Source organism: Streptomyces sp. NPDC086777 (assembly GCF_040702065.1).
Taxonomy (GTDB): domain Bacteria; phylum Actinomycetota; class Actinomycetes; order Streptomycetales; family Streptomycetaceae; genus Streptomyces.
In genome coordinates this window covers 239,006-259,884 of record NZ_JBFBJI010000010.1, presented here as the reverse complement: position 1 = coordinate 259,884, position 20,879 = coordinate 239,006, and the positions used below count along the sequence as shown (strand labels likewise).

The 20,879-nt window shown below is 70.9% G+C and carries 19 protein-coding genes; 14 read left to right on the top strand and 5 right to left on the bottom strand.

Going from position 1 to position 20,879, the window contains the following annotated elements:
* The first annotated feature begins 55 nt into the window (after nucleotides 1–55).
* From AB0472_RS17225 to AB0472_RS17215, 3 genes are all read left to right on the top strand, one after another.
* A complete protein-coding gene (locus AB0472_RS17225; protein ID WP_366357271.1) occupies nucleotides 56–556 on the top strand; it encodes a helix-turn-helix domain-containing protein in 501 nt (166 codons plus the stop codon).
* A gap of 54 nt (nucleotides 557–610) precedes the next feature.
* The gene (locus AB0472_RS17220) at nucleotides 611–1,141 is read left to right on the top strand and encodes a PaaI family thioesterase (RefSeq protein WP_366357270.1); all 531 of its coding nucleotides are present in this window, start codon (nucleotides 611–613) and stop codon (nucleotides 1,139–1,141) included.
* A gap of 467 nt (nucleotides 1,142–1,608) precedes the next feature.
* Nucleotides 1,609–2,460 carry a methyltransferase gene (locus AB0472_RS17215; protein ID WP_366357269.1) on the top strand — a complete coding sequence of 284 codons (852 nt, stop codon included), beginning with the start codon at nucleotides 1,609–1,611 and terminating at the stop codon, nucleotides 2,458–2,460.
* 51 nt (nucleotides 2,461–2,511) lie between these two features.
* On the opposite strand, the gene AB0472_RS17210 is transcribed toward AB0472_RS17215, so the two are convergent.
* Nucleotides 2,512–3,003 carry a 2'-5' RNA ligase family protein gene (locus AB0472_RS17210; RefSeq protein ID WP_366357290.1) on the bottom strand — a complete coding sequence of 164 codons (492 nt, stop codon included), beginning with the start codon at nucleotides 3,001–3,003 and terminating at the stop codon, nucleotides 2,512–2,514.
* 259 nt (nucleotides 3,004–3,262) lie between these two features.
* Here AB0472_RS17210 and AB0472_RS17205 point away from each other — a divergent pair, with 259 nt between their 5' ends.
* From AB0472_RS17205 to AB0472_RS17180, 6 genes are all read left to right on the top strand, one after another.
* A complete protein-coding gene (locus AB0472_RS17205) occupies nucleotides 3,263–4,309 on the top strand; it encodes an ABC transporter substrate-binding protein (RefSeq protein ID WP_366357268.1) in 1,047 nt (348 codons plus the stop codon).
* A gap of 53 nt (nucleotides 4,310–4,362) precedes the next feature.
* Entirely contained in the window at nucleotides 4,363–5,199 is an 837-nt protein-coding gene (locus tag AB0472_RS17200; RefSeq protein ID WP_366357267.1) for a siderophore-interacting protein, read from the top strand.
* A 142-nt stretch (nucleotides 5,200–5,341) separates the two neighbouring features.
* A complete protein-coding gene (gene desA / locus AB0472_RS17195) occupies nucleotides 5,342–6,784 on the top strand; it encodes a lysine decarboxylase DesA (RefSeq protein WP_366357289.1) in 1,443 nt (480 codons plus the stop codon).
* Entirely contained in the window at nucleotides 6,768–8,045 is a 1,278-nt protein-coding gene (locus tag AB0472_RS17190) for a SidA/IucD/PvdA family monooxygenase (RefSeq protein ID WP_366357266.1), read from the top strand. Before desA ends, AB0472_RS17190 begins: the two co-directional genes overlap by 17 nt.
* Nucleotides 8,042–8,584 carry a GNAT family N-acetyltransferase gene (locus AB0472_RS17185; protein WP_366357265.1) on the top strand — a complete coding sequence of 181 codons (543 nt, stop codon included), beginning with the start codon at nucleotides 8,042–8,044 and terminating at the stop codon, nucleotides 8,582–8,584. Before AB0472_RS17190 ends, AB0472_RS17185 begins: the two co-directional genes overlap by 4 nt.
* Complete coding sequence (locus AB0472_RS17180) at nucleotides 8,581–10,350, top strand: IucA/IucC family siderophore biosynthesis protein (RefSeq protein WP_366357264.1); 1,770 nt, start codon at nucleotides 8,581–8,583, stop codon at nucleotides 10,348–10,350. Before AB0472_RS17185 ends, AB0472_RS17180 begins: the two co-directional genes overlap by 4 nt.
* A gap of 54 nt (nucleotides 10,351–10,404) precedes the next feature.
* On the opposite strand, the gene AB0472_RS17175 is transcribed toward AB0472_RS17180, so the two are convergent.
* Complete coding sequence (locus AB0472_RS17175) at nucleotides 10,405–11,982, bottom strand: beta-N-acetylhexosaminidase (RefSeq protein WP_366357263.1); 1,578 nt, start codon at nucleotides 11,980–11,982, stop codon at nucleotides 10,405–10,407.
* A gap of 120 nt (nucleotides 11,983–12,102) precedes the next feature.
* Here AB0472_RS17175 and AB0472_RS17170 point away from each other — a divergent pair, with 120 nt between their 5' ends.
* Nucleotides 12,103–12,966, top strand: coding sequence for a DUF4429 domain-containing protein (locus AB0472_RS17170; protein WP_366357262.1), 864 nt, complete (start codon nucleotides 12,103–12,105; stop codon nucleotides 12,964–12,966).
* A gap of 67 nt (nucleotides 12,967–13,033) precedes the next feature.
* On the opposite strand, the gene AB0472_RS17165 is transcribed toward AB0472_RS17170, so the two are convergent.
* Nucleotides 13,034–14,599: a metallophosphoesterase family protein gene (locus tag AB0472_RS17165; RefSeq protein ID WP_366357261.1), complete on the bottom strand. Its 1,566-nt coding sequence runs from the start codon at nucleotides 14,597–14,599 to the stop codon at nucleotides 13,034–13,036.
* A 165-nt stretch (nucleotides 14,600–14,764) separates the two neighbouring features.
* Here AB0472_RS17165 and AB0472_RS17160 point away from each other — a divergent pair, with 165 nt between their 5' ends.
* Complete coding sequence (locus AB0472_RS17160) at nucleotides 14,765–15,022, top strand: hypothetical protein (protein ID WP_351498808.1); 258 nt, start codon at nucleotides 14,765–14,767, stop codon at nucleotides 15,020–15,022.
* 30 nt (nucleotides 15,023–15,052) lie between these two features.
* Nucleotides 15,053–16,870: a glutamine--fructose-6-phosphate transaminase (isomerizing) gene (gene glmS / locus AB0472_RS17155; protein WP_366357260.1), complete on the top strand. Its 1,818-nt coding sequence runs from the start codon at nucleotides 15,053–15,055 to the stop codon at nucleotides 16,868–16,870.
* Nucleotides 16,871–17,085: 215 nt separating this feature from the next.
* Here glmS and AB0472_RS17150 read toward each other — a convergent pair whose 3' ends face one another.
* Both AB0472_RS17150 and AB0472_RS17145 read right to left on the bottom strand, forming a co-directional pair.
* Complete coding sequence (locus AB0472_RS17150) at nucleotides 17,086–17,652, bottom strand: hypothetical protein (protein WP_366357259.1); 567 nt, start codon at nucleotides 17,650–17,652, stop codon at nucleotides 17,086–17,088.
* 154 nt (nucleotides 17,653–17,806) lie between these two features.
* On the bottom strand, nucleotides 17,807–18,334 hold the full coding sequence (locus tag AB0472_RS17145) for a universal stress protein (protein WP_366357258.1): 528 nt from the start codon (nucleotides 18,332–18,334) through the stop codon (nucleotides 17,807–17,809).
* A gap of 328 nt (nucleotides 18,335–18,662) precedes the next feature.
* On the opposite strand from AB0472_RS17145, the gene AB0472_RS17140 reads away from it, so the two are divergent.
* Nucleotides 18,663–19,058: a hypothetical protein gene (locus tag AB0472_RS17140; protein WP_366357257.1), complete on the top strand. Its 396-nt coding sequence runs from the start codon at nucleotides 18,663–18,665 to the stop codon at nucleotides 19,056–19,058.
* Nucleotides 19,059–19,435: 377 nt separating this feature from the next.
* The gene (locus AB0472_RS17135) at nucleotides 19,436–20,608 is read left to right on the top strand and encodes a helix-turn-helix domain-containing protein (protein WP_366357256.1); all 1,173 of its coding nucleotides are present in this window, start codon (nucleotides 19,436–19,438) and stop codon (nucleotides 20,606–20,608) included.
* The last annotated feature ends 271 nt before the right edge of the window (nucleotides 20,609–20,879 follow it).

Here is a 20,879-nt window from a genome sequence, read left to right as displayed (position 1 = left end):
GGCAAGTCAGGGGGCGGAGACATCCGGAGGGTGAGGAGATGCGGAGGGTGAAGACATGACGGACCTGCTGCGGGAACGGGACGCCTGGTCCATGGCCAACTGCTCCGTCGCCCGGACCCTGGAGGTGGCCGGCAACAGGACGGCGATGCTGATCATGCGCGAGGCGTTCTTCGGCACCCGCCGGTTCGACGACTTCGCCAGGCGGGTGGGCATCGGCGAACCCGCCGCCTCGGCGCGCCTGAAGGAACTCACCGCCGCCGGGCTCCTGGAGCGCGTGCCCTACCAGGAACCCGGCCAACGGACCCGGTACGCCTACCGGCTGACCGACAAGGGACGGGACTTCCTGCCCGTCCTCACGGCGTTGCGGCAGTGGGGCGACACCTGGGCCTCGGACGAGCAGGGCCCCCCGGTGGTCGTACGCCACCGGGACTGCGGCGCCGCGGTGCACGCGGTGCTGCGCTGCGACGACGGCCACGACGTGCCACTCGGCGAATCGTTCGTCGACGCCGGCCCGGGTCTCATCCGCGTCACCCCACCCGCCTCCGACGGCGACTGAGACGCCCGGCGGGACGACCACGGCGCCCGCGCCCACCCACTACGAGGAGTTGTCTTGACGCTCGACTTCCACCCCGGGCAGGAGCCCAGGTCACGTACGTTCGGCTGGGAGGACCCCGCGATATCCGCCGGCGCCGTCCCGCACCACAGCGGCCTCGCCTTCCTCCGCGAGATCGTGGCAGGCCGCCTGCCCGCCCCGCCGATCGCCGCCACCCTCGGCTTCACCCTGGAGGAGGCCGAGTACGGCCGGGCGGTCTTCGCCCTGGTGCCGGGCGAGGAGCACTACAACCCGATCGGCAGCGTCCACGGCGGCGTCTACGCCACGCTCCTCGACTCGGCGGCGGGCTGCGCGGTGCAGTCCGTGCTGCCCCAGGGCACCGGATACACCTCGATCGACCTGACCCTGAAGTTCCTGCGCCCGGTCACCGTCGACACCGGCAAGGTCCGCGCCATCGGCACCGTCCTCAACAGCGGCCGCCGCACCGCCCTCGCCCAGGCGGAACTCCGCGACTCCGAGGACCGGCTGCTGGCCCACGCGACCAGCAGCTGCATGCTCTTCCCGGTGCGGGGGAGCAAGGACGCGTAAGCCTGGGACGCCGGGGGCTCAACCGGCCGCAGTTGACGGCCGATCACCGTCGGGGCCGTTCTCGGTGCCGTCGGTTACGCTCCGAGGCGCGCGGTCGGCTTCCGGGGGTTCCAGCTCTGCAGGGAATGGTTGCATCCCCGGCCTGTCCGGGGGCGGCCCGGAGACTCGTCCGGGACCCAACCGACGGCTGGGCTTCGTCGATGGCCAAGCAGTGACCTGCCAGCGCCGGCCGCGCACCTCCCCTGTCAGGCCCGTAAACTCACGGCGTGGCATTCACGAGCACTCCGCACTACTGCTTCCTGTGACCGGAAGGTGTTGAGGGCGAGGCCGGTCGGCGTCGCCCTCATTGGTGTGCCTGGGGTGTGAACCACGTTGCTCCTGCTGCCCGTTGACGGTCCACGGCGGCGGCCTTCGGTGTGCGCACGCAGGCACGGTCCCTTCCCGAACGCCGTTGCCAGGAGTGCCTCGTGCCCGTGTCCCTTCCCCCTGCCCTCGAACTCGTCCTCGACCTGCTGTGCTGCCCGACGTGCCGTACCCGCCGCCTGCGGCCCGAGCGCGGCGTGCTGCGCTGCCCGGCGGGGCACGCCTTCGACATCGCCCGGCACGGCTACGCCGGGCTGTTGACCGGCGCCCGCGCGACCAGCGGCGACGACGCGGCCATGGTCCGGGCCCGGGAACGGTTCCTGTCCGCCGGCGGCTACGCGCGCATCCGCGACGCCGTGGCGCGTCTGGCGGCCGCGGCCGTGCCCGAGCGGGCCACGGTGCTCGACGTGGGCTGCGGCACGGGCTACTACCTGGCCGGAGTTCTCGACCGGCTGCCCGGCGCCCGCGGCCTCGGGCTGGACACCTCGGTGCGGGCGCTGCGCGCGGCGGCGCGGGCCCATGACCGAGCCGGTACCGCGGCCTGGGACGTCTTCCGTCCCTTTCCGCTGGCCACCGGGGTCGCCGATGTGGTGCTCGACGTGTTCGCCCCGCGGAACCCGGCCGAGTTCCACCGGGTGCTCCACCCGGCCGGGCGGTTGGTCGTGGTCCGTCCCACCGTGCGGCACCTGGCCGAACTGCGCGAGCGACGGCCGGCGACGGTGCGTGTCGACCCGGCCAAGGAGCAGCGCCTGCACCGGGCGCTGGATCCCTTCTTCGCCGTCGCGGCCGGCGAACAGGTGGAGTACGGCGCGGCCCTGGCCAGGGAGGAGGCCCTGGACCTGCTGGCGATGACTCCGAGTGCACGCCATCTGAGCGGTGCCGACCTGAGCGGCGACGCCTGCCTGCCCGACCGGGTCACCGTCTCCGTGCTGGCCACCGCCTACCGGCCCAGGTGACCGGCGCCCGACGGCCGGAGTACGGCGGGGCGCCGATCCCGGCCCGTGGCCCTACCCCAGGGGGAAGGAGGCCCGGCGTTCCCACCGCCTCCCCTCGTGGACCAGCAGGTCGACCGTCGACACCCGCGTCACGACGGGGAGGCCGGTCAGCAGGTCCGCCTCAGCCCTCGCCATGACGGACTCGTCCTGGTCCTGGGCGACGGTGAGATGCGGAACGATGTCGTCGAACGCGCCGCCGAACGGCGGGTTCTCCGGCCATCGTTCGGCGACCGCCTCGGTCAGGCACCGGAAGCGGGCGGCCGGTTCGGGTGCGGGGGCCAGATACAGCACTCCGGGGAACCGGCCGCAGCGGTCGAAGCGGGCCTCGAACGGCCGGTGGTGAGAGAGCAGGTCGCCCAGCGCGGCGTGCACACCGCCGTCGATCAGGCCCGCGTCGAGGAACGGGAAGAGCACGGTGACATGGGCCGGGACACCGGCACGGGCCGAGGGGTCGAGGCGGTGACGCCACGCGCCCACCGCGGGCTCCGCCTCCGGGACCCTCACGATCAGCGCGGACCGACCCGCCTCGGAAGCATCCGCCTGTTCGCCGCCCACCGCTCCTGTCTACCAGCAGGTCCCGGCCTCCGGGAGCGGTATGACCCACTGGGGCCTGCCCGTACGGGAGTTGGCTGTCGGCGGACCGGCCGTGGGCCGACCTCGGGCGGAGCTCCGGGGGCTGGAGCTGGACACGAAATGAGGTTAGGCTAACCTAATCTTCATCCCGTCCGGCGGTGTTTCCGCACGTCCGAAAGCAGCCACCCCTATGTCCAACGTCAGAGCAGCCCACCCCACCCGCCGCGGCATCCTCGCCGCCGGTGGCGCCCTCGGTCTCGGCGCCGTGCTCGCCGCCTGCGGTGACGACGACAGAAGCGGTGGCTCCTCCGGCAAGGAGACGACGGCCGCCAAGTCCGGCCCCTGGACGTTCAAGGACGACCGGGGCACGACCGTGAAGCTGGACAGGGCCCCGGCGAACATCGTCGCGTTCGTCGGCGTCGCCGCCGCGCTGTACGACTACGGCGTCAGCGTCAAGGGCGTCTTCGGGCCGACCAGGACCAAGGCCGGCAAGGCCGACGTCCAGGCCGGCGACATGGACATCAGCAAGCTGACCGTCCTCGGCAACGAGTGGGGCCAGTTCAACATCGAGAAGTACGCCGCGCTCGCCCCCGACGTCCTCATCACCACCATGTTCGACGGCGCCGGCACCCTCTGGTACGTCCCGGAGGAGTCCAAGGACAAGATCGCCAAGCTCGCCCCGAGCGTCGGCATCTCGGCCTACGACCGCCAACTGACCGTCCCGCTCCAGCGCGTCTGGGCCCTTGCCGAGTCGCTCGGCGCGGACATGACGGCGAGCAAGGTGACCGACGCGAAGAAGCGGTTCGAGGAGGCCTCGTCCCGGCTGCGCGCCGCGGCCAAGGCGCACCCCGACATCAAGGTGCTGGCCGGTTCCGCGGCCCAGAGCATCTTCTACGTGTCCGGCTCCAACCTCTCCGTGGACCTTGAGTACTTCAAGGCCCTCGGCGTGAACCTCGTCGAACCCCCGGCCTCCGTGCTGAAGGCGAGCGGCGGCTGGTACGAGTCGCTGAGCTGGGAGAACGTCGACAAGTACCAGGCCGACATCATCATGATGGACGACCGTACGGCGACCATCCAGCCCGCCGACATCACCCAGGCCACCTGGAAGAAGCTCCCCGCGGTCAGGGCCGGCCAGGTCATCGCCCGCTCCCCCGAGCCGATCTTCTCGTACGACAAGTGCGTCGCGATGGTGGAGAACCTCGCCAAGGCGATCGAGACGGCGAAGAAGGTCGGCTGACCCGCGAGCCGCAGCACGACACCCGGACAACTTCCTGAGTCTCAGGAGCTCATATGACGACGGCCGTAGCCGCCCCGTTCCGTTTCTTCTCCCTCCAGGTCGCACGGACGAGGCGGCTCGGTCCGTCCCTGGTCCGGGTCACCTTCACCGGTGCCGATCTGGCGCACTTCCACTCCCACGGGCGCGACCAGTCGCTCTCCCTGTTCGTCCCGGCCGAGGGGTGCACCGAGCCCGTCGTACCGGTCGAGCTCGGCGAGGGGTGGTGGCAGGGCTGGCGCGACCTCCCGGACGACGTGCGGGCCGTGATGCGGTCGTACACGCTGCGGGAACTACGCCGGGACCCGGACGAGATCGACATCGACTTCGTGCTGCACGGGGTCGGACCGGGGGCCGCCGTCCCCGCCGGGCCCGCCTCGCGGTGGGCGTCGCGGGCCGCCGCCGGGGACCGGGTGATCCTGCTCGGACCCGCCGTCGCCGACAACCGGGCGATCCGGTTCCGGCCGCCCGCGGACACCGACCTGGTGCTGGTGTGGGGTGACGAGACCGCCGTACCCGCCGCGACCGCCGTCCTCGAGTCGCTGCCCGCCGGCACCCGCGTGCGCGCCTGGCTGGAGGTGCCGTGCGCCGGGGACGTCCAGGACGTGGTCACCGCGGCGGACGCGGAGATCACCTGGCTGGTGGGCGGACACGACGCCCTCGCGGAGATCCGCACCGCGCGACTCCCCTCCCACGCACACCCGTACGCCTGGATCGCCGGGGAGTCGGGGCGGGTGAAGGAGCTGCGCCGGCACCTCGTCGGCGAGCGCGGGATCGACCGGCGCCGGGTCACCTTCGTCGGGTACTGGCGGCAGGGCCTGACGGAGGAGCAGCTCCGGGCGGCCGGCGAGTAGTTGTGGCCCGGACGGTCACGGCCGCCCACGTGAGGGCCGTCACGGGAGGGACAGCATGACATCCGAGTTATTTAGGTTAGGCTTACCTAAGTTGAACGAATCGCTCCGCTCCCCCGCACGGATCGCCCCGGAGGACCCCCTCATGCGCTCGCACCTGCTCAATGGCCTCACCGCGGAGCAGTACCGCCGCTCCGTGACCCAAGGAGTAGAGCGGGTGGCGGCCAAACTCGCCACCACCGACCGTCCGTTCACGGGTGTCACCGTCGACGCCCTCTCCCCCCGCATCGACGGCATCGACCTCGACCGCCCGCTGCACGACATCACCGCGGTCCTGGACGAGCTGGAGGACGTCTACCTCCGCGACGCCGTCTACTTCCACCACCCCCGCTACCTCGCCCACCTCAACTGCCCGGTGGTCATCCCGGCGGTGCTCGGCGAGGCCGTGCTCTCCGCCGTCAACTCCTCCCTGGACACCTGGGACCAGTCCGCCGGCGGCACCCTCATCGAGCGGAAACTGATCGACTGGACGACGGCCCGCATCGGCTTCGGTGCCGCGGCCGACGGCGTGTTCACCTCGGGCGGCACCCAGTCCAACCTCCAGGCGCTGCTGCTGGCACGGGAGGAGGCCAAGGCCGAGAACCTCGCCGACCTGCGGATCTTCGCCTCCGAGGTCAGCCACTTCAGCGTGCAGAAGTCGGCGAAACTGCTCGGCCTCGGCCCGGACGCGGTGGTCTCCGTCCCCGTCGGCGCCGACCAGCGGATGCAGACCGTCGCCCTCGCCCGCGAGCTGGACCGGTGCAGGAACGACGGCCTCGTGCCCATGGCGGTCGTCGCCACCGCCGGCACCACCGACTTCGGCTCCATCGACCCGCTCCCCGGGATCGCCGGGCTGTGCGAGCAGTACGGCGTGTGGATGCACGTCGACGCGGCCTACGGCTGCGGGCTGCTCGCCTCCCTGCAGCACCGGGACCGGCTCGCCGGCATCGAGCGCGCCGACTCGGTCACCGTGGACTACCACAAGTCCTTCTTCCAGCCCGTGAGTTCGTCCGCGGTGCTGGTCCGGGACGCCGCGACCCTGCGCCACGCCACCTACCACGCGGAGTACCTCAACCCGCGCCGGACGCTCGCGGAGCGCATCCCCAACCAGGTCGACAAGTCCCTGCAGACCACCCGCCGCTTCGACGCCCTCAAGCTGTGGATGACCCTGCGCACCATGGGTGCCGACGGCATCGGGCAGCTCTTCGACGAGGTCTGCGAGCTGGCGCGGGAGGGCTGGAAGCTGCTCGTGGCCGACCCGCGCTACGACGTCGTCGTCGAGCCGTCCCTGTCCACCCTCGTCTTCCGCTACATCCCGGCGGCCGTCACCGACCCCGCCGATATCGACCGCGCCAACCTGTACGCCCGCAAGGCCCTCTTCGCCTCCGGCGACGCGGTGGTCGCGGGCACCAAGGTCGGCGGCCGCCACCACCTCAAGTTCACCCTGCTCAACCCCGAGACCACGACGGCCGACATCGCCGCCGTCCTCGACCTGATCGCCGGCCACGCCGAGCAGTACCTGGGAGAGTCCCTTGACCGCGCGTCCTGAACACCCGTCCAAGACCTACGACTTCGTGGGGATCGGGCTCGGTCCCTTCAACCTCGGCCTCGCCTGCCTGACCGAGCCGATCGCGGAACTCGACGGCGTCTTCCTGGACTCCAAGCCCGACTTCGAGTGGCACGCCGGCATGTTCCTGGACGGCGCGCACCTTCAGACCCCGTTCATGTCGGACCTGGTCACCCTCGCCGACCCCACCTCGCCGTACTCCTTCCTCAACTACCTGAAGGAGAAGGGCCGGCTGTACCCGTTCTACATCCGCGAGAACTTCTACCCGCTGCGGGTCGAGTACGACGACTACTGCCGCTGGGCCGCGAACAGGCTGACCAACGTGCGCTTCGGCACCACGGTGACGGAGGTCCGGTACGAGGCGGAGCACTACCTGGTCACGACGGCGGCCGGCGAGACGTACCGCGCCCGGCATCTGGTCCTCGGCACCGGCACCCCGCCACACGTCCCGGAGGCCTGCCGGGGCCTGGGCGGCGACTTCATCCACAACTCGCGCTACCTGCGGCACAAGCAGGAACTCCAGTCCAAGGAGTCGATCACGCTGGTCGGCAGCGGCCAGTCCGCCGCCGAGATCTACCACGACCTGCTCAGCGAGATCGACGTCCACGGGTACCACCTGAACTGGGTGACCCGCTCCCCCCGCTTCTTCCCGCTCGAATACACCAAGCTCACGCTGGAGATGACCAGCCCGGAGTACGTCGACTACTACCACGCCCTGCCCGAGGCCACCCGGTACCGGCTCGCCGCCGAGCAGAAGGGCCTCTTCAAGGGCATCGACGGCGACCTGGTCAACGAGATCTTCGACCTGCTCTACCAGAAGAACCTCCGCGGCCCGGTGCCGACCAGGCTGCTGACCAACTCCGCACTGACGGCGGCCGCCTACGACAACGGCACGTACACCCTCTCCCTGCGCCAGGAGGAGCAGGGCAAGGACTACGAGATCGAGACCCAGGGCCTGGTCCTGGCCACCGGCTACCGGTACACCGAGCCGGAGTTCCTGAAGCCCGTCCGCGACCGGCTGCGCTACGACACGCACGGCAACTTCGACGTGGCCCGCAACTACGCGATCGACGTCACCGGCCGGGGTGTCTTCCTGCAGAACGCCGGCGTCCACACCCACAGCATCACCAGCCCCGACCTGGGCATGGGCCCCTACCGGAACGCGTACATCATCCGCGAGCTGCTCGGCTCCGAGTACTACCCGGTGGAGAAGACGATCGCCTTCCAGGAGTTCGCCGTATGAGCACGATGACGACCTTCACCTTCCGCCCCCTGGACCCGCTCCAGGACGCCGAGCTGCTGCACCGCTGGGTCACCCATCCCAAGGCGGCCTACTGGATGATGCAGGACGCGAAACCGGCGGACGTCGAGCGGGCGTACCTGGAGATCGCGGCCGACGAGCACCACCACGCGCTCCTCGGCCTCGGCGAGGACGGCGAGCCCGCCTTCCTCATGGAGTACTACGACCCGGTCCACCGGGAACTGGCCGGGCTGTACGAGCCGGAGCCCGGCGACGTCGGGATGCACTTCCTCACCCCCGCCACGGACACCCCCGTGCACGGCTTCACGAAGGCCGTCATCACGGCGGTGGTGGCCCGTCTCTTCGCGGACCCGGCGACCCGCCGGATCGTCGTCGAGCCGGACGTCGGCAACAGGGCCGTCCAGGCGCTGAACGAGGCCGTCGGGTTCGTGCCCGCAGGGGAGATCCGGAAGCCGGAGAAGAGGGCGCTGCTGAGCTTCTGCACCCGGGAGCGGTTCGAGACGGCGGTGGCCGCCGAATGACCCTCGCCGACGCCGTCGCCCACCTCTCCCCCGAACGCTGGGAGAAGGCCAACCGGCTGCTCATACGCAAGGCCCTCGCGGAGTTCGCCCACGAGCGCCTCCTCACCCCGGAGCAGGACGGGGAGTCGTACGTCGTCCGCAGCGACGACGGGCTCACCCGCTACCGCTTCACCGCCGTCCACCGCGCCCTGGACCACTGGCAGGTGGACCCCGAGTCCATCACCCGTACCCGGGACGGCGCCGGACTCCCGCTCGCCGCCCTGGACTTCTTCATCGAGCTGCGGAAGTCCCTGGGCCTGAGCGACGAGATCCTGCCGGTCTACCTGGAGGAGATCTCCTCCACCCTCTCCAGCACCTGTTACAAGCTCACCAAGCCGCAGGTCACGGCCGCCGAGCTCGCCGGAAGCGGCTTCCAGGCGATCGAGGCCGGCATGACCGAGGGCCACCCCTGCTTCGTCGCCAACAACGGGCGGCTCGGCTTCGGTGTCCACGAGTACCTGTCGTACGCGCCGGAGACCGCGCGCCCGGTCCGGCTGGTGTGGCTGGCGGCCCACCGGTCACGGGCCGCGTTCACCGCGGGGGTCGGGATCGAGTACGAGTCGTTCGTGCGGGAGGAGTTGGGCGAGGCGACCGTCGAGCGCTTCGAGGGCGTCCTGCGCGAGCGGGGCCTGGACCCCGCCGACTACCTGCTCATCCCGGTGCACCCCTGGCAGTGGTGGAACAAGCTCTCCGTCACCTTCGCCGCCGAGGTCGCCCGCGGGCATCTGGTCTGCCTGGGCGAGGGCGACGACGAGTACCTGGCCCAGCAGTCCATCCGGACCTTCTTCAACGGCTCCCACCCCGAGAAGCACTACGTCAAGACCGCCCTGTCGGTCCTCAACATGGGCTTCATGCGCGGGCTCTCGGCCGCCTACATGGAGGCCACCCCGGCCATCAACGACTGGCTGGCCCAGCTCGTCGGCGACGACCCGGTGCTCAGGTCCACCGGCCTGTCGATCATCCGGGAGCGGGCCGCCGTCGGCTACCGGCACCTGGAGTACGAGCGGGCGACCGACCGCCACTCGCCGTACCGGAAGATGCTGGCCGCGCTGTGGCGGGAGAGCCCGGTGCCGTCCCTCCGGGACGGCGAGTCCCTGGCCACCATGGCCTCCCTGCTCCACGTGGACCACGCGGGCGCCTCCTTCGCGGCCGCGCTGATCGAGCGGAGCGGCCGGCCGGCCGAGGAGTGGCTGCGTTCCTATCTCCGGGCCTACCTGACGCCGCTCCTGCACAGCTTCTACGCCTACGACCTGGTCTTCATGCCGCACGGCGAGAACGTCATCCTGGTCCTGGCGGACGGCGTGGTCCGGCGGGCGGTCTACAAGGACATCGCCGAGGAGATCGCGGTCATGGACCCGGACGCGGTGCTGCCGCCGGCGGTGGAGCGGCTGCGGGTGGAGGTCCCCGAGGAGAAGAAGCTCCTCTCGATCTTCACGGACGTCTTCGACTGCTTCTTCCGCTTCCTCGCCGCGAACCTCGCGGCCGCGGGGGTCCTGGCCGAGGACGGCTTCTGGCGGACGGTCGCCGAGGTCATACGCGAGTACCAGGCCTCGGCGCCCGAACTCGCCGACAGGTTCGCGCGGTACGACCTGTTCGCGCCCGAGTTCGCGCTGTCCTGCCTCAACCGGCTCCAGCTGCGCGACAACCGGCAGATGGTGGACCTGGCGGACCCCTCGGGCGCCCTCCAGCTGGTCGGAACCCTGAAGAATCCCGTCGCGGGGTTCTGACCGGGGCCGGCGGGCTCCCCCGAGTACGGTCCTCGGGGGAGCCCGCCGGTCATGTCACTTCCGGGATGCGGGCCAGGGCACCTGCGGAGAGCGGTAGTAGGGAATGCCGAGGGCGTCCCAGCGTGGGGCCTGGGCGGCGAGCCGCACCCGGTAGGCGTCCCAGGAGTGGGTGGCAGCCGGCGACCAGCCCAGCTCCGCGACCCCCGGCAGCCTCGGGAAGGCCATGTAGTCGATGTCGGCGTCCGTGACGATCGTCTCGGTCCACAGCGGGGCCTCGACACCCCTGACGGCCGAGGCAGGGGCGCCGGCCAGGTAGGTGCCCGGGTCCCAGTCGTAGGACCGCCGCACCTCCACCAGTCCGGCCCAGTCCTGGCCCAGCGGGGTGTCCTCGGTGTACTTCATGTCGAGGTACACCCGGTCGGCGGGCGAGAGGATCAGCCCGGTGCCGTTCCGGGCGGCGTTCACGACCTGGGCCTTCTCGCCGGCGTCGGTGTCGTCCAGGCCCCAGTACTGCGCCAGGGCCCCTGGCGCCGGGTGGGCACCGGTCAGCTGGTGCCAGCCGATCACGGTCTTGCCGTACTTCGCGACGACCGGCTGCACCCGGTCCATGAACGCGACGTAGTCCTCGTGGCTGGTGGAGTGCGCCTCGTCGCCGCCGATGTGGAGGTAGCGGCCGGGGGTGAGCGCGGCCAGTTCGCGGACGACGTCGTCCACGAAGTCGTACGTCACCGGTTTGCCGACGCACAGCGAGCTGAAGCCGACCTCCGTGCCCGTGTACAGCGGCGGCGCCGTGCCGTCGCAGTTGAGGGCGGCGTAGGAGGCGAGGGCGGCGTTGGTGTGGCCGGGCAGGTCGATCTCGGGGACGACTTCGAGGTAGCGGGAGGCGGCGTACCGGACGATCTCCCGGTACTCGGCCTTGGTGTAGAAACCGCCCTTGCCGCCGCCGACCTGGGTGGAGCCGCCGTAGCCCGCCAGGCGTGGCCAGGAGTCGATCGCGAGGCGCCAGCCCTGGTCGTCGCTGAGGTGCAGGTGCAGCTCGTTGATCTTGTAGAGGGCCAGCTGGTCGATGTAGCGCTCGACCTGCGCCACGGTGAAGAAGTGCCGGGAGACGTCGAGCATCGCGCCCCGGTAGGCGTAGCGGGGGCGGTCGGCGACGGTGCCGCCGGCGACCAGCCACGGGCCGGGCTGCACGGTGTCCTTCTCGACGGCCGCCGGGAGGAGCTGGCGCAGGGTCTGGACGCCGTGGAAGAGACCGGCGGGACGGGCGGCGGTGATGGTGACGCCGTCGCGGCCGCTGTCGAGCCGGTAGCCCTCGGCACCGAACGGGCCGTGGGACAGGACGAGCCGGATGCCCGCCGCACCGCGGGTGGTCACGGGCAGCCGGTAGCCGGTCGACGGGCGCAGCAGGTCCGCGAGGTACTCGGCGACCCGGTGGGCGGCCCCGGAGCCGTCGACGCGGATGGCGGTGGAGCGGGTGATCCGGTACGGCGTGCCGCCGGGGGTGACCGAGGCGGGCGCCGGGACGACCCGGCCGAGCGGGGTCGGCACGGTCGCGGCGGACGCCGGGGCGGCGCCGCCCGTGACGGCGCCGGCCGCCGCGACGAGCAGCAGGGACCCGAGGACGCGGCCCATACGGGGGGTTCGGGGAGTCGTTCTGTGGTGCGATCGCACATGCGCTCCCTTCAGCGGGGGTCGAGCCGACCAGGATTGGTCGAGACCACTCTCCCGCACTTCCGGTGGAACAATCCCCGTGTGGCGGAAATCATCCAGAAGGACGGCACTTGGGTCTTCGACGGCGCCGCGCTGCGGCTGACTCCCGGGCGGGACCGGAACGTCGGGGTGCTGCGCCGGGCCCTGGGTGAACTGGTCGTCCCGCTGGGCGCGCTGGCCGGTGTCTCCTTCGAGCAGGGCCGCAGGCAGGGCCGGCTGAGACTGCGGCTGCGGGACGGCGCCGATCCGCTGCTGCACGCCACCGGGGGCCGCCTCGCCGAACCCCACGACCCCTATCGGCTGACCGTCGAGTCGAACCGGTACGGGGTCGCCGAGTACTTCACGGACGAGGTGCGCGACGCGCTGCTCCTGGAGCGGGTGCCGGGGACGCCGGTGACCGAGTACCTGCTGCCGGGGCCGCCGCTGCCGCTGTCGGTCTCCGCCGGGGACGGCACGGCGTCGTTCGACGGGGAGCGGGTGCGCCTGGAGTGGAACTGGAAGACGGAGGACGCCAAGGCCGCCGCGGGTCCGCGCACGCTGGCCCTGGCGGACATCCTCGGCGTGGAGTGGCAGCCGTCCGCCGGGCTGGAGAACGGCCATCTGCGGTTCCGGGTGACCGGCGCGCCGGTCCGGGAGCGGGCCAAGTTCGACCCGAACGCGGTGGAGCTGTGGGGGTTCCGGCGCGATCCGCTGACGGCGCTGGTCGCGGCGGCGGTGCAGGCCCGGCTGCCGCATCCGTCGGCGGCCGCCGCGGCGCGGGCGTCCCGGGAGCCGGACGCGCCGGGCGGGGACGACCACGACGCGCTGCTGCGCCGGCTGCGCGAGCTGGGTGAGCTGCACCGCGCGGGAGTGCTCACCGACGAGGAGTTCACGAGGGCCAAACAGGCGGTCCTCAAACGCTTGTGAGGACCGCCTGGGGCCGCCGTGCGCCCTGCCTCCGGCGCACGGCCCTGCCGTCTGCTCCCGCCGGGCCCTACTTGGCCTTGCGCGCCACGGTGAAGTGGTCGATGCGGTTGCCGGTCTCGGCGATGCCCGACACCTTCAGCTTGGCGTACTGGCCGCGCGGGGCGGGCTCGACGTCGACGCGCAGGAAGGAGTAGTTGAGGTAGCGCACCCGGGACCAGGCGACGGTCTCGTTGACCTTGCCGTCCTTGGTGTTGATGAAGGAGGCCACGGAGTCGACCTCGTTCAGGTGGCCCTCGTAGGAGTCCGGGGCGGTGAACGCGTAGAGGCTGCGGCCGGCCGCGCCCGCGGTGACGTAGACGACACCCTCGGTCTCGGAGTACGCGGTCTCGCCGATCGGGAGCTTCTTGACGACCTTGTTGCCCTTGATGACGTCGGTGCGCTCGTACTGGTGGTTGTGGCCGTTGATGACCAGGTCCACCGTGTACTTCTCGAACAGCGGCACCCACTCCTGTCGCACGCCCCCCTCCGAGGCGTGCGCCGTGGAGGTGCAGTAGGCGCAGTGGTGGAAGAACACGACGATGAAGTCGATGTCCTTCGAGGCGCGGAACTTCTTCAGCTGCGCCTCGAACCACTTGGTCTGGGTACCGCCCGAGAGGCCGAGGTTCGCCGGGATCTCGAAGGAGACGTCGTTCGGGTCGAGCGAGATGATCGCCGTGTTGCCGTGGACGAAGGAGTAGACGCCCGGCAGGTGCTTCTTGTCCGGCCCGTTGTCGGGCAGGGTGAAGCGGGCCTCCTCGCCGCCGTAGCCGTTCGGCGAGTACCAGGCCTCCATGTCGTGGTTGCCGTACGACACCATCCACGGCACGGACTTGGCGACCGACTCGGTCTGGGCCAGGAACTGGTCCCACACCCGGGAGTCGAAGCCGGTGTCCGCGGTCTGGCCCGCACCGGCCGGGTCGGCGTAGGCGATGTCGCCGGCGTGCAGGTGGAAGCTGGGGTTCTGGCCGAGGATCAGGGCGTCGTTGGCCAGGCCGTGGTAGCTGACGCCCTGGTCGCCGAAGGCCGTGAAGGTGAACGGCTCCTTGTTGCGGGGCGCGGTGGTGAAGGTGCCTATCGTGCCGGCGAACTGCGGCGTGGCCGGGTCGAAGCCCTCGTGGCCGACGCCGTAGAAGTAGGTGCGGCCGGGCTTGAGGTTGGCCAGCTTGGCGTGCACGTAGTACTGGGTGTGGTCGCCGCTGGCACCGATGCCGGCCGGGGTGTAGAGGGTGCGGATCTCGGCTTCGATCTTGACCGAGAGGTGCGAGGCGTGGGTGCCGATGCGGACGAAGGGCTTCTTCACCGCGACCGGGACCTGCCAGGAGATCGTCATCTCCGTGCCGGCGTCGTTGCCGAAGGCCAGGTGGCGGCCGAACGGTGCGACGTAGGCGCCGTCGACGTACTGGGTGGCGGGGGCGGAGGACCGGGTGGGGACGGCGGCCTGGGCGGTGCCGCCCAGGACGAACGAGCCGCCCGTGACGGCGCCGAGCGTGACGGCGCCGCCTCTGATCATGGAGCGCCGGGAGAACTTGGCGCGGAGGTACTCGTGCTGCTCGGCCATGCTCATGCGCTCGGCGAGCTCATCGGGTACGCCCATACGAGGAATGTCCATGGCGTCTGAAAATCGTCTCCACAAGCGACGTGGCGCAAGACACAGGATGGACAGGCCGCGAACAGCACCCCATAAGAGATTCAACAGCCTGCTGCCCGGAATCGGGCAGGATTCTTGCGAATCCGGCGCCGGTACCCGAGGATCTACCGGGTGCACGACGAACTCGTTGATCATCTGATGCGGTCCTCGCCCCTGAGCCGGGGCGAGGCGCTGCGGGTGATCCAGGAGGTGCTCGCCTACTTCGACGAGACGACCGCGGACTACGTCCGCCGCCGGCACCGCGAGCTCCAGGCGGAAGGCCTGGTCAACGCGGAGATCTTCGACCGGATCGCGGCGGATCTGAAGTACCGTGCGGTCGCCCCGCCGGAGCTCACGCTCCGGCAGCTTCGTCGCATGGTCTACGGATGACTACGGCTTAGGGATACGGAACACCTATATATGTGCGGAATTGTCGGATACATCGGTAGGCGCGACGTCGCCCCCCTCCTCCTCGAAGGTCTCCAGCGGCTGGAATACCGCGGCTACGACTCGGCGGGCATCGTCGTCTCCGCGCCGAAGACGGCCGGTCTGAAGATGGTGAAGGCCAAGGGGCGGGTCCGCGACCTGGAGGCCAGGGTCCCGGCGCGCTTCAAGGGCACCACCGGCATCGCCCACACCCGCTGGGCCACCCATGGCGCCCCCTCCGACGTGAACGCCCACCCGCACATGTCCGCGGACCAGAAGGTCGCGGTCGTCCACAACGGGATCATCGACAACGCCGCCGAGCTGCGCCGCAAGCTGGAGGCGGACGGTGTGGTGTTCCTCTCGGAGACCGACACCGAGGTCCTCACCCACCTGGTCGCCCGCTCCCAGGCGGAGACCCTGGAGGAGAAGGTCCGCCAGGCGCTGCACGTGATCGAGGGCACGTACGGCATCGCGGTGATGCACGCCGACTTCCCCGAGCGGATCGTGGTCGCCCGCAACGGCTCTCCGGTCGTCCTCGGCATCGGCGACAAGGAGATGTTCGTCGCCTCCGACATCGCGGCGCTGGTGACCCACACCCGCCAGATAGTCACCCTCGACGACGGTGAGATGGCCACCCTCAAGGCCGACGACTTCCGCACCTACACCACCGAGGGCACCCGGACGACGGCCGAGCCGACCACCGTGGAGTGGGAGGCCGAGTCGTACGACATGGGCGGCCACGACACCTACATGCACAAGGAGATCTTCGAGCAGCCCGACGCGGTCGACCGCGTGCTGCGCGGCCGGATCGACGACCGCTTCTCCACCGTGCACCTGGGCGGCCTCAACCTGGACGCCCGCGACGCGCGTGCCGTGCGCCGGGTGAAGATCCTCGGCTGCGGCACCTCGTACCACGCGGGCATGATCGGCGCCCAGATGATCGAGGAGCTGGCCCGCATCCCGGCCGACGCCGAGCCGGCCTCCGAGTTCCGCTACCGCAACCCGGTCGTCGACCCCGACACCCTGTACATCGCCGTCTCCCAGTCCGGTGAGACCTACGACGTGCTCGCCGCCGTCCAGGAGCTGAAGCGCAAGGGCGCGCGGGTGCTGGGCGTGGTGAACGTGGTGGGCTCGGCGATCGCGCGGGAGGCGGACGGCGGGACCTACGTGCACGCGGGCCCGGAGGTCTGCGTGGTCTCGACGAAGTGCTTCACGAACACGACGGTCGCGTTCGCGCTCCTCGCCCTGCACCTCGGCCGCATCCGCGACCTCTCGGTCCGCGACGGCAAGCGGATCATCGACGGCCTGCGCAAGCTGCCGGCCCAGATCTCGGAGATCCTCGCCCAGGAGGCGGAGATCGAGAAAATGGCCGCGGAGTACGCCGAGGCCCGCTCGATGCTCTTCATCGGCCGCGTCCGGGGCTACCCGGTGGCCCGGGAGGCCTCCCTGAAGCTCAAGGAGGTCTCCTACATCCACGCGGAGGCGTACCCGGCGTCCGAGCTGAAGCACGGGCCGCTGGCGCTGATCGAGCCGGCCCTTCCCACCGTGGCGATCGTCCCCGACGACGACCTCCTGGAGAAGAACCGCGCGGCCCTGGAGGAGATCAAGGCCCGCAGCGGCAAGATCCTCGCGGTGGCGCACCAGCACCAGGAGAAGGCGGACCGCACGATCGTCGTCCCGAAGAACGAGGACGAGCTCGACCCGATCCTGATGGGCATCCCCCTCCAACTCCTCGCGTACCACACGGCGAAGGCGCTCGGCCGCGACATCGACAAGCCCAGGAACCTCGCCAAGTCGGTGACGGTGGAGTAGCGCCGTTCAGTTGTGCGGGTGCGTGGGGGTTGCTCGCGCAGTTCCCACGCACCCCTAAAAGCAAAAGAAGGGGCGCGGGGAACTGCGCGGCCGGCCCCCACGCATCCGCACGGGCCGACGAAACCGAGCGGACCCCCACGTGTGCCACACAGCCACGCGAGGGTCCGCTCATTGGATCGCCGGGGACGCCCAACTCCCCGGCGTCGGCTGCCATATCAGCCGTGGGCCGTCACCCCCCGACCGGCAGCCCGCCCCGGCAGCACCGTCGGCCAGTGCGCGAGCGCGGCCGTCGCGGCGTACCAGGCCACCGCCCCCGCCGCCACCGCAACCCAGCCGCCGACCTTGGTCAGTGACGAGCTGTCGGCGAACTGCGCGACGGCGAGCACCAGCATCGCCAGGAACAGCAGCCCGTGCATGGCCTGTCCGAGCTGGTCGCCGCCCGCGAGGGTCAACGACAGGGCCACGAGGGCGAAGAGGAGCAGGAAGAGCCCGGCACCGTTGGCCGAGGTGTGGCCACCGGACGAGACGGCCCAGGTGAACCAGAGGGCGCCGAGGGCCACACAGCCCGTGCCGTTCGCGGCGTCACGGTCACGGAAGGCCAGCAGGCCGACGAGGAAGAGGGCGACTCCGCCCACGTAGTGGGCGATTGACAGGGCGTCGGAGGTGGCGACGCCGTCGATGACACCGGTGGTGCCGAGTCCGAACGCCAACAGGGTGATTCCCAGGGCGAGTCGACCGGCCACGGTGGTGGTTCCGCTTCCCGCAGAGACGTCATTGTCCACGGCGGGCTCCCTTCATGCTTTGTGCAGTTGTGCGCGGTGACCGATATATGCCCTTCACAAGGGCACAAACACCTCTGCACGCCAGGAATTTCAGGCGCTGCACGAAGAGAGCCGGACCGTTCCCACGGCGTATCTCACCTGGGAGAACCTGGAGTTACGGAATGACAACGACAGGCCGCTTGGCCCGCTTGGCGAGCCGCCCGGCGACGGAACCGAAGATCCGCCCGACGATCCCGTGGGTCGACCCCACGACGATCGCGTCGGCCTCGTACTCCCGCCCCACCTCTTCGAGCTCGTGGCAGATGTCACCGCCGCGCTCGACGAGGATCCAGGGCACTTCGGCCAGGTAGTCGGCGCAGGCGAGTTCGAGACCGAGCACCTCGGTGCGGTGGTCCGGAACGTCGACGAAGACGGGTGGCTCGCAGCCGGCCCACACGGTGGTCGGCAGTCGGTTGGCGACGTGGACGATGATCAGCCCTGCGCGGGAGCGGTGTGCCATCCCGATCGCATAGGAGAGGGCGCGCTCGCTGGAGGTGGAGCCGTCGAAGCCGACGACCACTCCGTGCTTGAAGGCGGGATCGCAGGAAGGGCGTGAGTCTTCCGCCGCCAGCGCATCGGCCGCCGTGGGGTCGGCGACCGGCCGCTTGCGGTCCGCTGGATCGAAGAATTCGTGACCGGCCATGGCTGTCTCGGCGTTGTGATCCTTGTGTGGGAGGGACGACAGTGTGCGGCAAGCTTGTGTCCGGGAAACATCTTCCCAACCCCATACCCCCAAGGGTACGGCGGCACGCCTCCTCAGCCCAGATCCCGCACACTCTCCGTAGGGGACCTTCCCCGGAGTCGGTTAGGGGTTCCAGGGAGCATGCACGAGCCGCGCCCGTAACGCAATGGTTGCTGCCCCGTACAGGCGGTTTGCACAGGATTCGGACAGCACCGGGGCCCACGCACGGTGACCGACCGCCCGGACGCGCGTTGATCCCGGTACGAGTGCGTCACGAGGGAGTACCACCATGTCCGGACCGCGCCGCACCACCCCCGCCCCGCACCGCGCCCCCACCTCGCACCGCGCCCCCGCGCCACGCCGCGCCCCCGACCCGCACCGCGCTCCGGACCCGCACCGCGCTCCGGACCCGCGCCGCACCTCCGACCCGCACCGTGCTCCGGACAGTGCCGGCGACGTGGTTCGCTGGGCCGCGTTCTCCTGCGTGCTCGTGCCCGTGGTGCTGCTCTGGTACGGCACCTCGGCGGCCGGCGCGGCCGGCACCGCCCTCGGTCTCGCCGCCGTCACCACCGCATGCCGGTTCCTGCTGCGCCGCTCGGAACTCGGTGCGAGGCTCGGCGCGGAGCGCGGAACGGCGGCCCGGGGAGGCGGACGTCACACCCGGGGTACTACACCGGTCGACTGACCGGTTTCCGCGCACGCCAACGCTTCTTTTCAGCCAACTTGGCGGACCTGTCCGAGAGGGGCACCAACCACCCCCCAACCCCCGTTCCACCTGCACGGAAAGGGTCCGCAGGCCCCTCCGTACCCTACGCGGTTTGGCCACTGCGACGAGGCGCACTTCCCTGCACGGCCCGTGAGTGCAACCCTTCGTGATCGAATGCTTCACGCCAAGTTGTCATGTCGACAATCGACGGCGTGTCGAACTGGTCAACGCGAGACCGCGGAAACCAGTAGATTCGATCTTGACGTCTTACGGCGGGGGACTCGTGCAGGACCGAGGGGAAACGTGCAGGAGCGACACAACCGAGGAGCCGCGACCACCGAGGGGGGCTTAGCAGGATGAGCCACGACTCCACTGCCGCGCCGGAAACCGCGGCCCGGAAACTGTCCGGGCGACGCCGCAAGGAGATCGTCGCGGTGCTGCTGTTCAGCGGCGGCCCCATCTTCGAGAGTTCCATACCGCTGTCGGTGTTCGGGATAGACCGCCAGGACGCCGGCGTACCGCGCTACCGACTACTGGTGTGCGGTGGCGAGGAAGGCCCGCTGCGGACCACAGGGGGCCTGGAACTCACCGCGCCGCATGGCCTGGAGGCGATCGCACGCGCAGGCACGGTCGTCGTACCGGCCTGGCGCTCGATCACCGCGCCGCCACCGGAGGAGGCGCTGGACGCGCTGCGCCGCGCCCATGAGGAGGGGGCCCGCATAGTCGGGCTGTGCACGGGCGCGTTCGTGCTGGCGGCCGCAGGCCTGCTGGACGGGCGCCCGGCCACCACCCACTGGATGTACGCACCGACGCTGGCCAAGCGCTATCCGTCGGTGCACGTCGACCCACGAGAGCTCTTCGTGGACGACGGCGACGTCCTCACCTCCGCAGGTACGGCGGCCGGCATCGATCTCTGTCTCCACATCGTGCGGACGGACCACGGCAACGAGGCGGCCGGCGCGCTCGCCCGCCGTCTGGTGGTCCCGCCGCGCCGCTCGGGCGGTCAGGAGCGCTATCTCGATCGGTCTTTACCAGAGGAGATCGGCGCCGACCCGCTCGCCGAGGTCGTCGCCTGGGCGCTGGAGCACCTCCACGAGCAGTTCGACGTGGAGACGCTGGCGGCTCGCGCGTACATGAGCCGCCGTACCTTCGACCGCCGTTTCCGTTCCCTGACGGGGTCGGCTCCGCTCCAGTGGCTGATCACGCAACGGGTCCTCCAGGCGCAGCGCCTCCTGGAGACGTCGGACTACTCGGTGGACGAGGTGGCGGGCCGCTGCGGCTTCCGCTCCCCCGTCGCCCTGCGCGGCCACTTCCGCCGCCAGCTGGGTTCGTCCCCGGCGGCCTACCGGGCCGCGTACCGGGCGAGGCGGCCGCAGGCCGAGCGTCCCGAGGCCCCGGAACCGTCCCCGCTGCCGCCGACGGGCCCGCTGCCGGTGCAGTACCCCGAGGGCGTGCTGCCGATGCAGACCCGCAGGACAGCCACGGTAGGCCTGTCCCCCAGCCTCCCCGGTCCCCGCACCGGCAGCTGACCCTCCGGTCCGCCCACCCGAAACCCTCGGGTGGGCGGCCCCATCCCCTCGCCCACCCTCCACCCCACTCGGTGGGACAGAAGAGCGCGGCCTACCAGGGCATGACACCCCCTGCGCCGACGACGGCACGCGCCCCTCTCTCGACCCGTCCGGCACCTGAGGACGACGCCGATCAACCTCCTCCCGGCCCGCGCGGCACCTGAGGACGACGCCGACCAGCCACCCACCGGCCCGTCCGGCGCTTGAGGACGAGGCCGTGGGGCGATGGCGC

Excerpts from the sequence above, each read along its gene's own strand:
- AB0472_RS17225 (WP_366357271.1), top strand. The coding sequence starts at position 56 with ATGACGGACCTGCTGCGGGAACGGGACGCCTGGTCCATGGCCAACTGC.
- AB0472_RS17205 (WP_366357268.1), top strand. The coding sequence starts at position 3,263 with ATGTCCAACGTCAGAGCAGCCCACCCCACCCGCCGCGGCATCCTCGCC.
- AB0472_RS17200 (WP_366357267.1), top strand. The coding sequence starts at position 4,363 with ATGACGACGGCCGTAGCCGCCCCGTTCCGTTTCTTCTCCCTCCAGGTC.
- desA (WP_366357289.1), top strand. The coding sequence starts at position 5,342 with ATGCGCTCGCACCTGCTCAATGGCCTCACCGCGGAGCAGTACCGCCGC.
- AB0472_RS17185 (WP_366357265.1), top strand. The coding sequence starts at position 8,042 with ATGAGCACGATGACGACCTTCACCTTCCGCCCCCTGGACCCGCTCCAG.
- AB0472_RS17180 (WP_366357264.1), top strand. The coding sequence starts at position 8,581 with ATGACCCTCGCCGACGCCGTCGCCCACCTCTCCCCCGAACGCTGGGAG.
- AB0472_RS17175 (WP_366357263.1), bottom strand. The coding sequence starts at position 11,982 with ATGGGCCGCGTCCTCGGGTCCCTGCTGCTCGTCGCGGCGGCCGGCGCC.
- AB0472_RS17165 (WP_366357261.1), bottom strand. The coding sequence starts at position 14,599 with ATGGGCGTACCCGATGAGCTCGCCGAGCGCATGAGCATGGCCGAGCAG.
- glmS (WP_366357260.1), top strand. The coding sequence starts at position 15,053 with ATGTGCGGAATTGTCGGATACATCGGTAGGCGCGACGTCGCCCCCCTC.
- AB0472_RS17145 (WP_366357258.1), bottom strand. The coding sequence starts at position 18,334 with ATGGCCGGTCACGAATTCTTCGATCCAGCGGACCGCAAGCGGCCGGTC.
- AB0472_RS17140 (WP_366357257.1), top strand. The coding sequence starts at position 18,663 with ATGTCCGGACCGCGCCGCACCACCCCCGCCCCGCACCGCGCCCCCACC.
- AB0472_RS17135 (WP_366357256.1), top strand. The coding sequence starts at position 19,436 with ATGAGCCACGACTCCACTGCCGCGCCGGAAACCGCGGCCCGGAAACTG.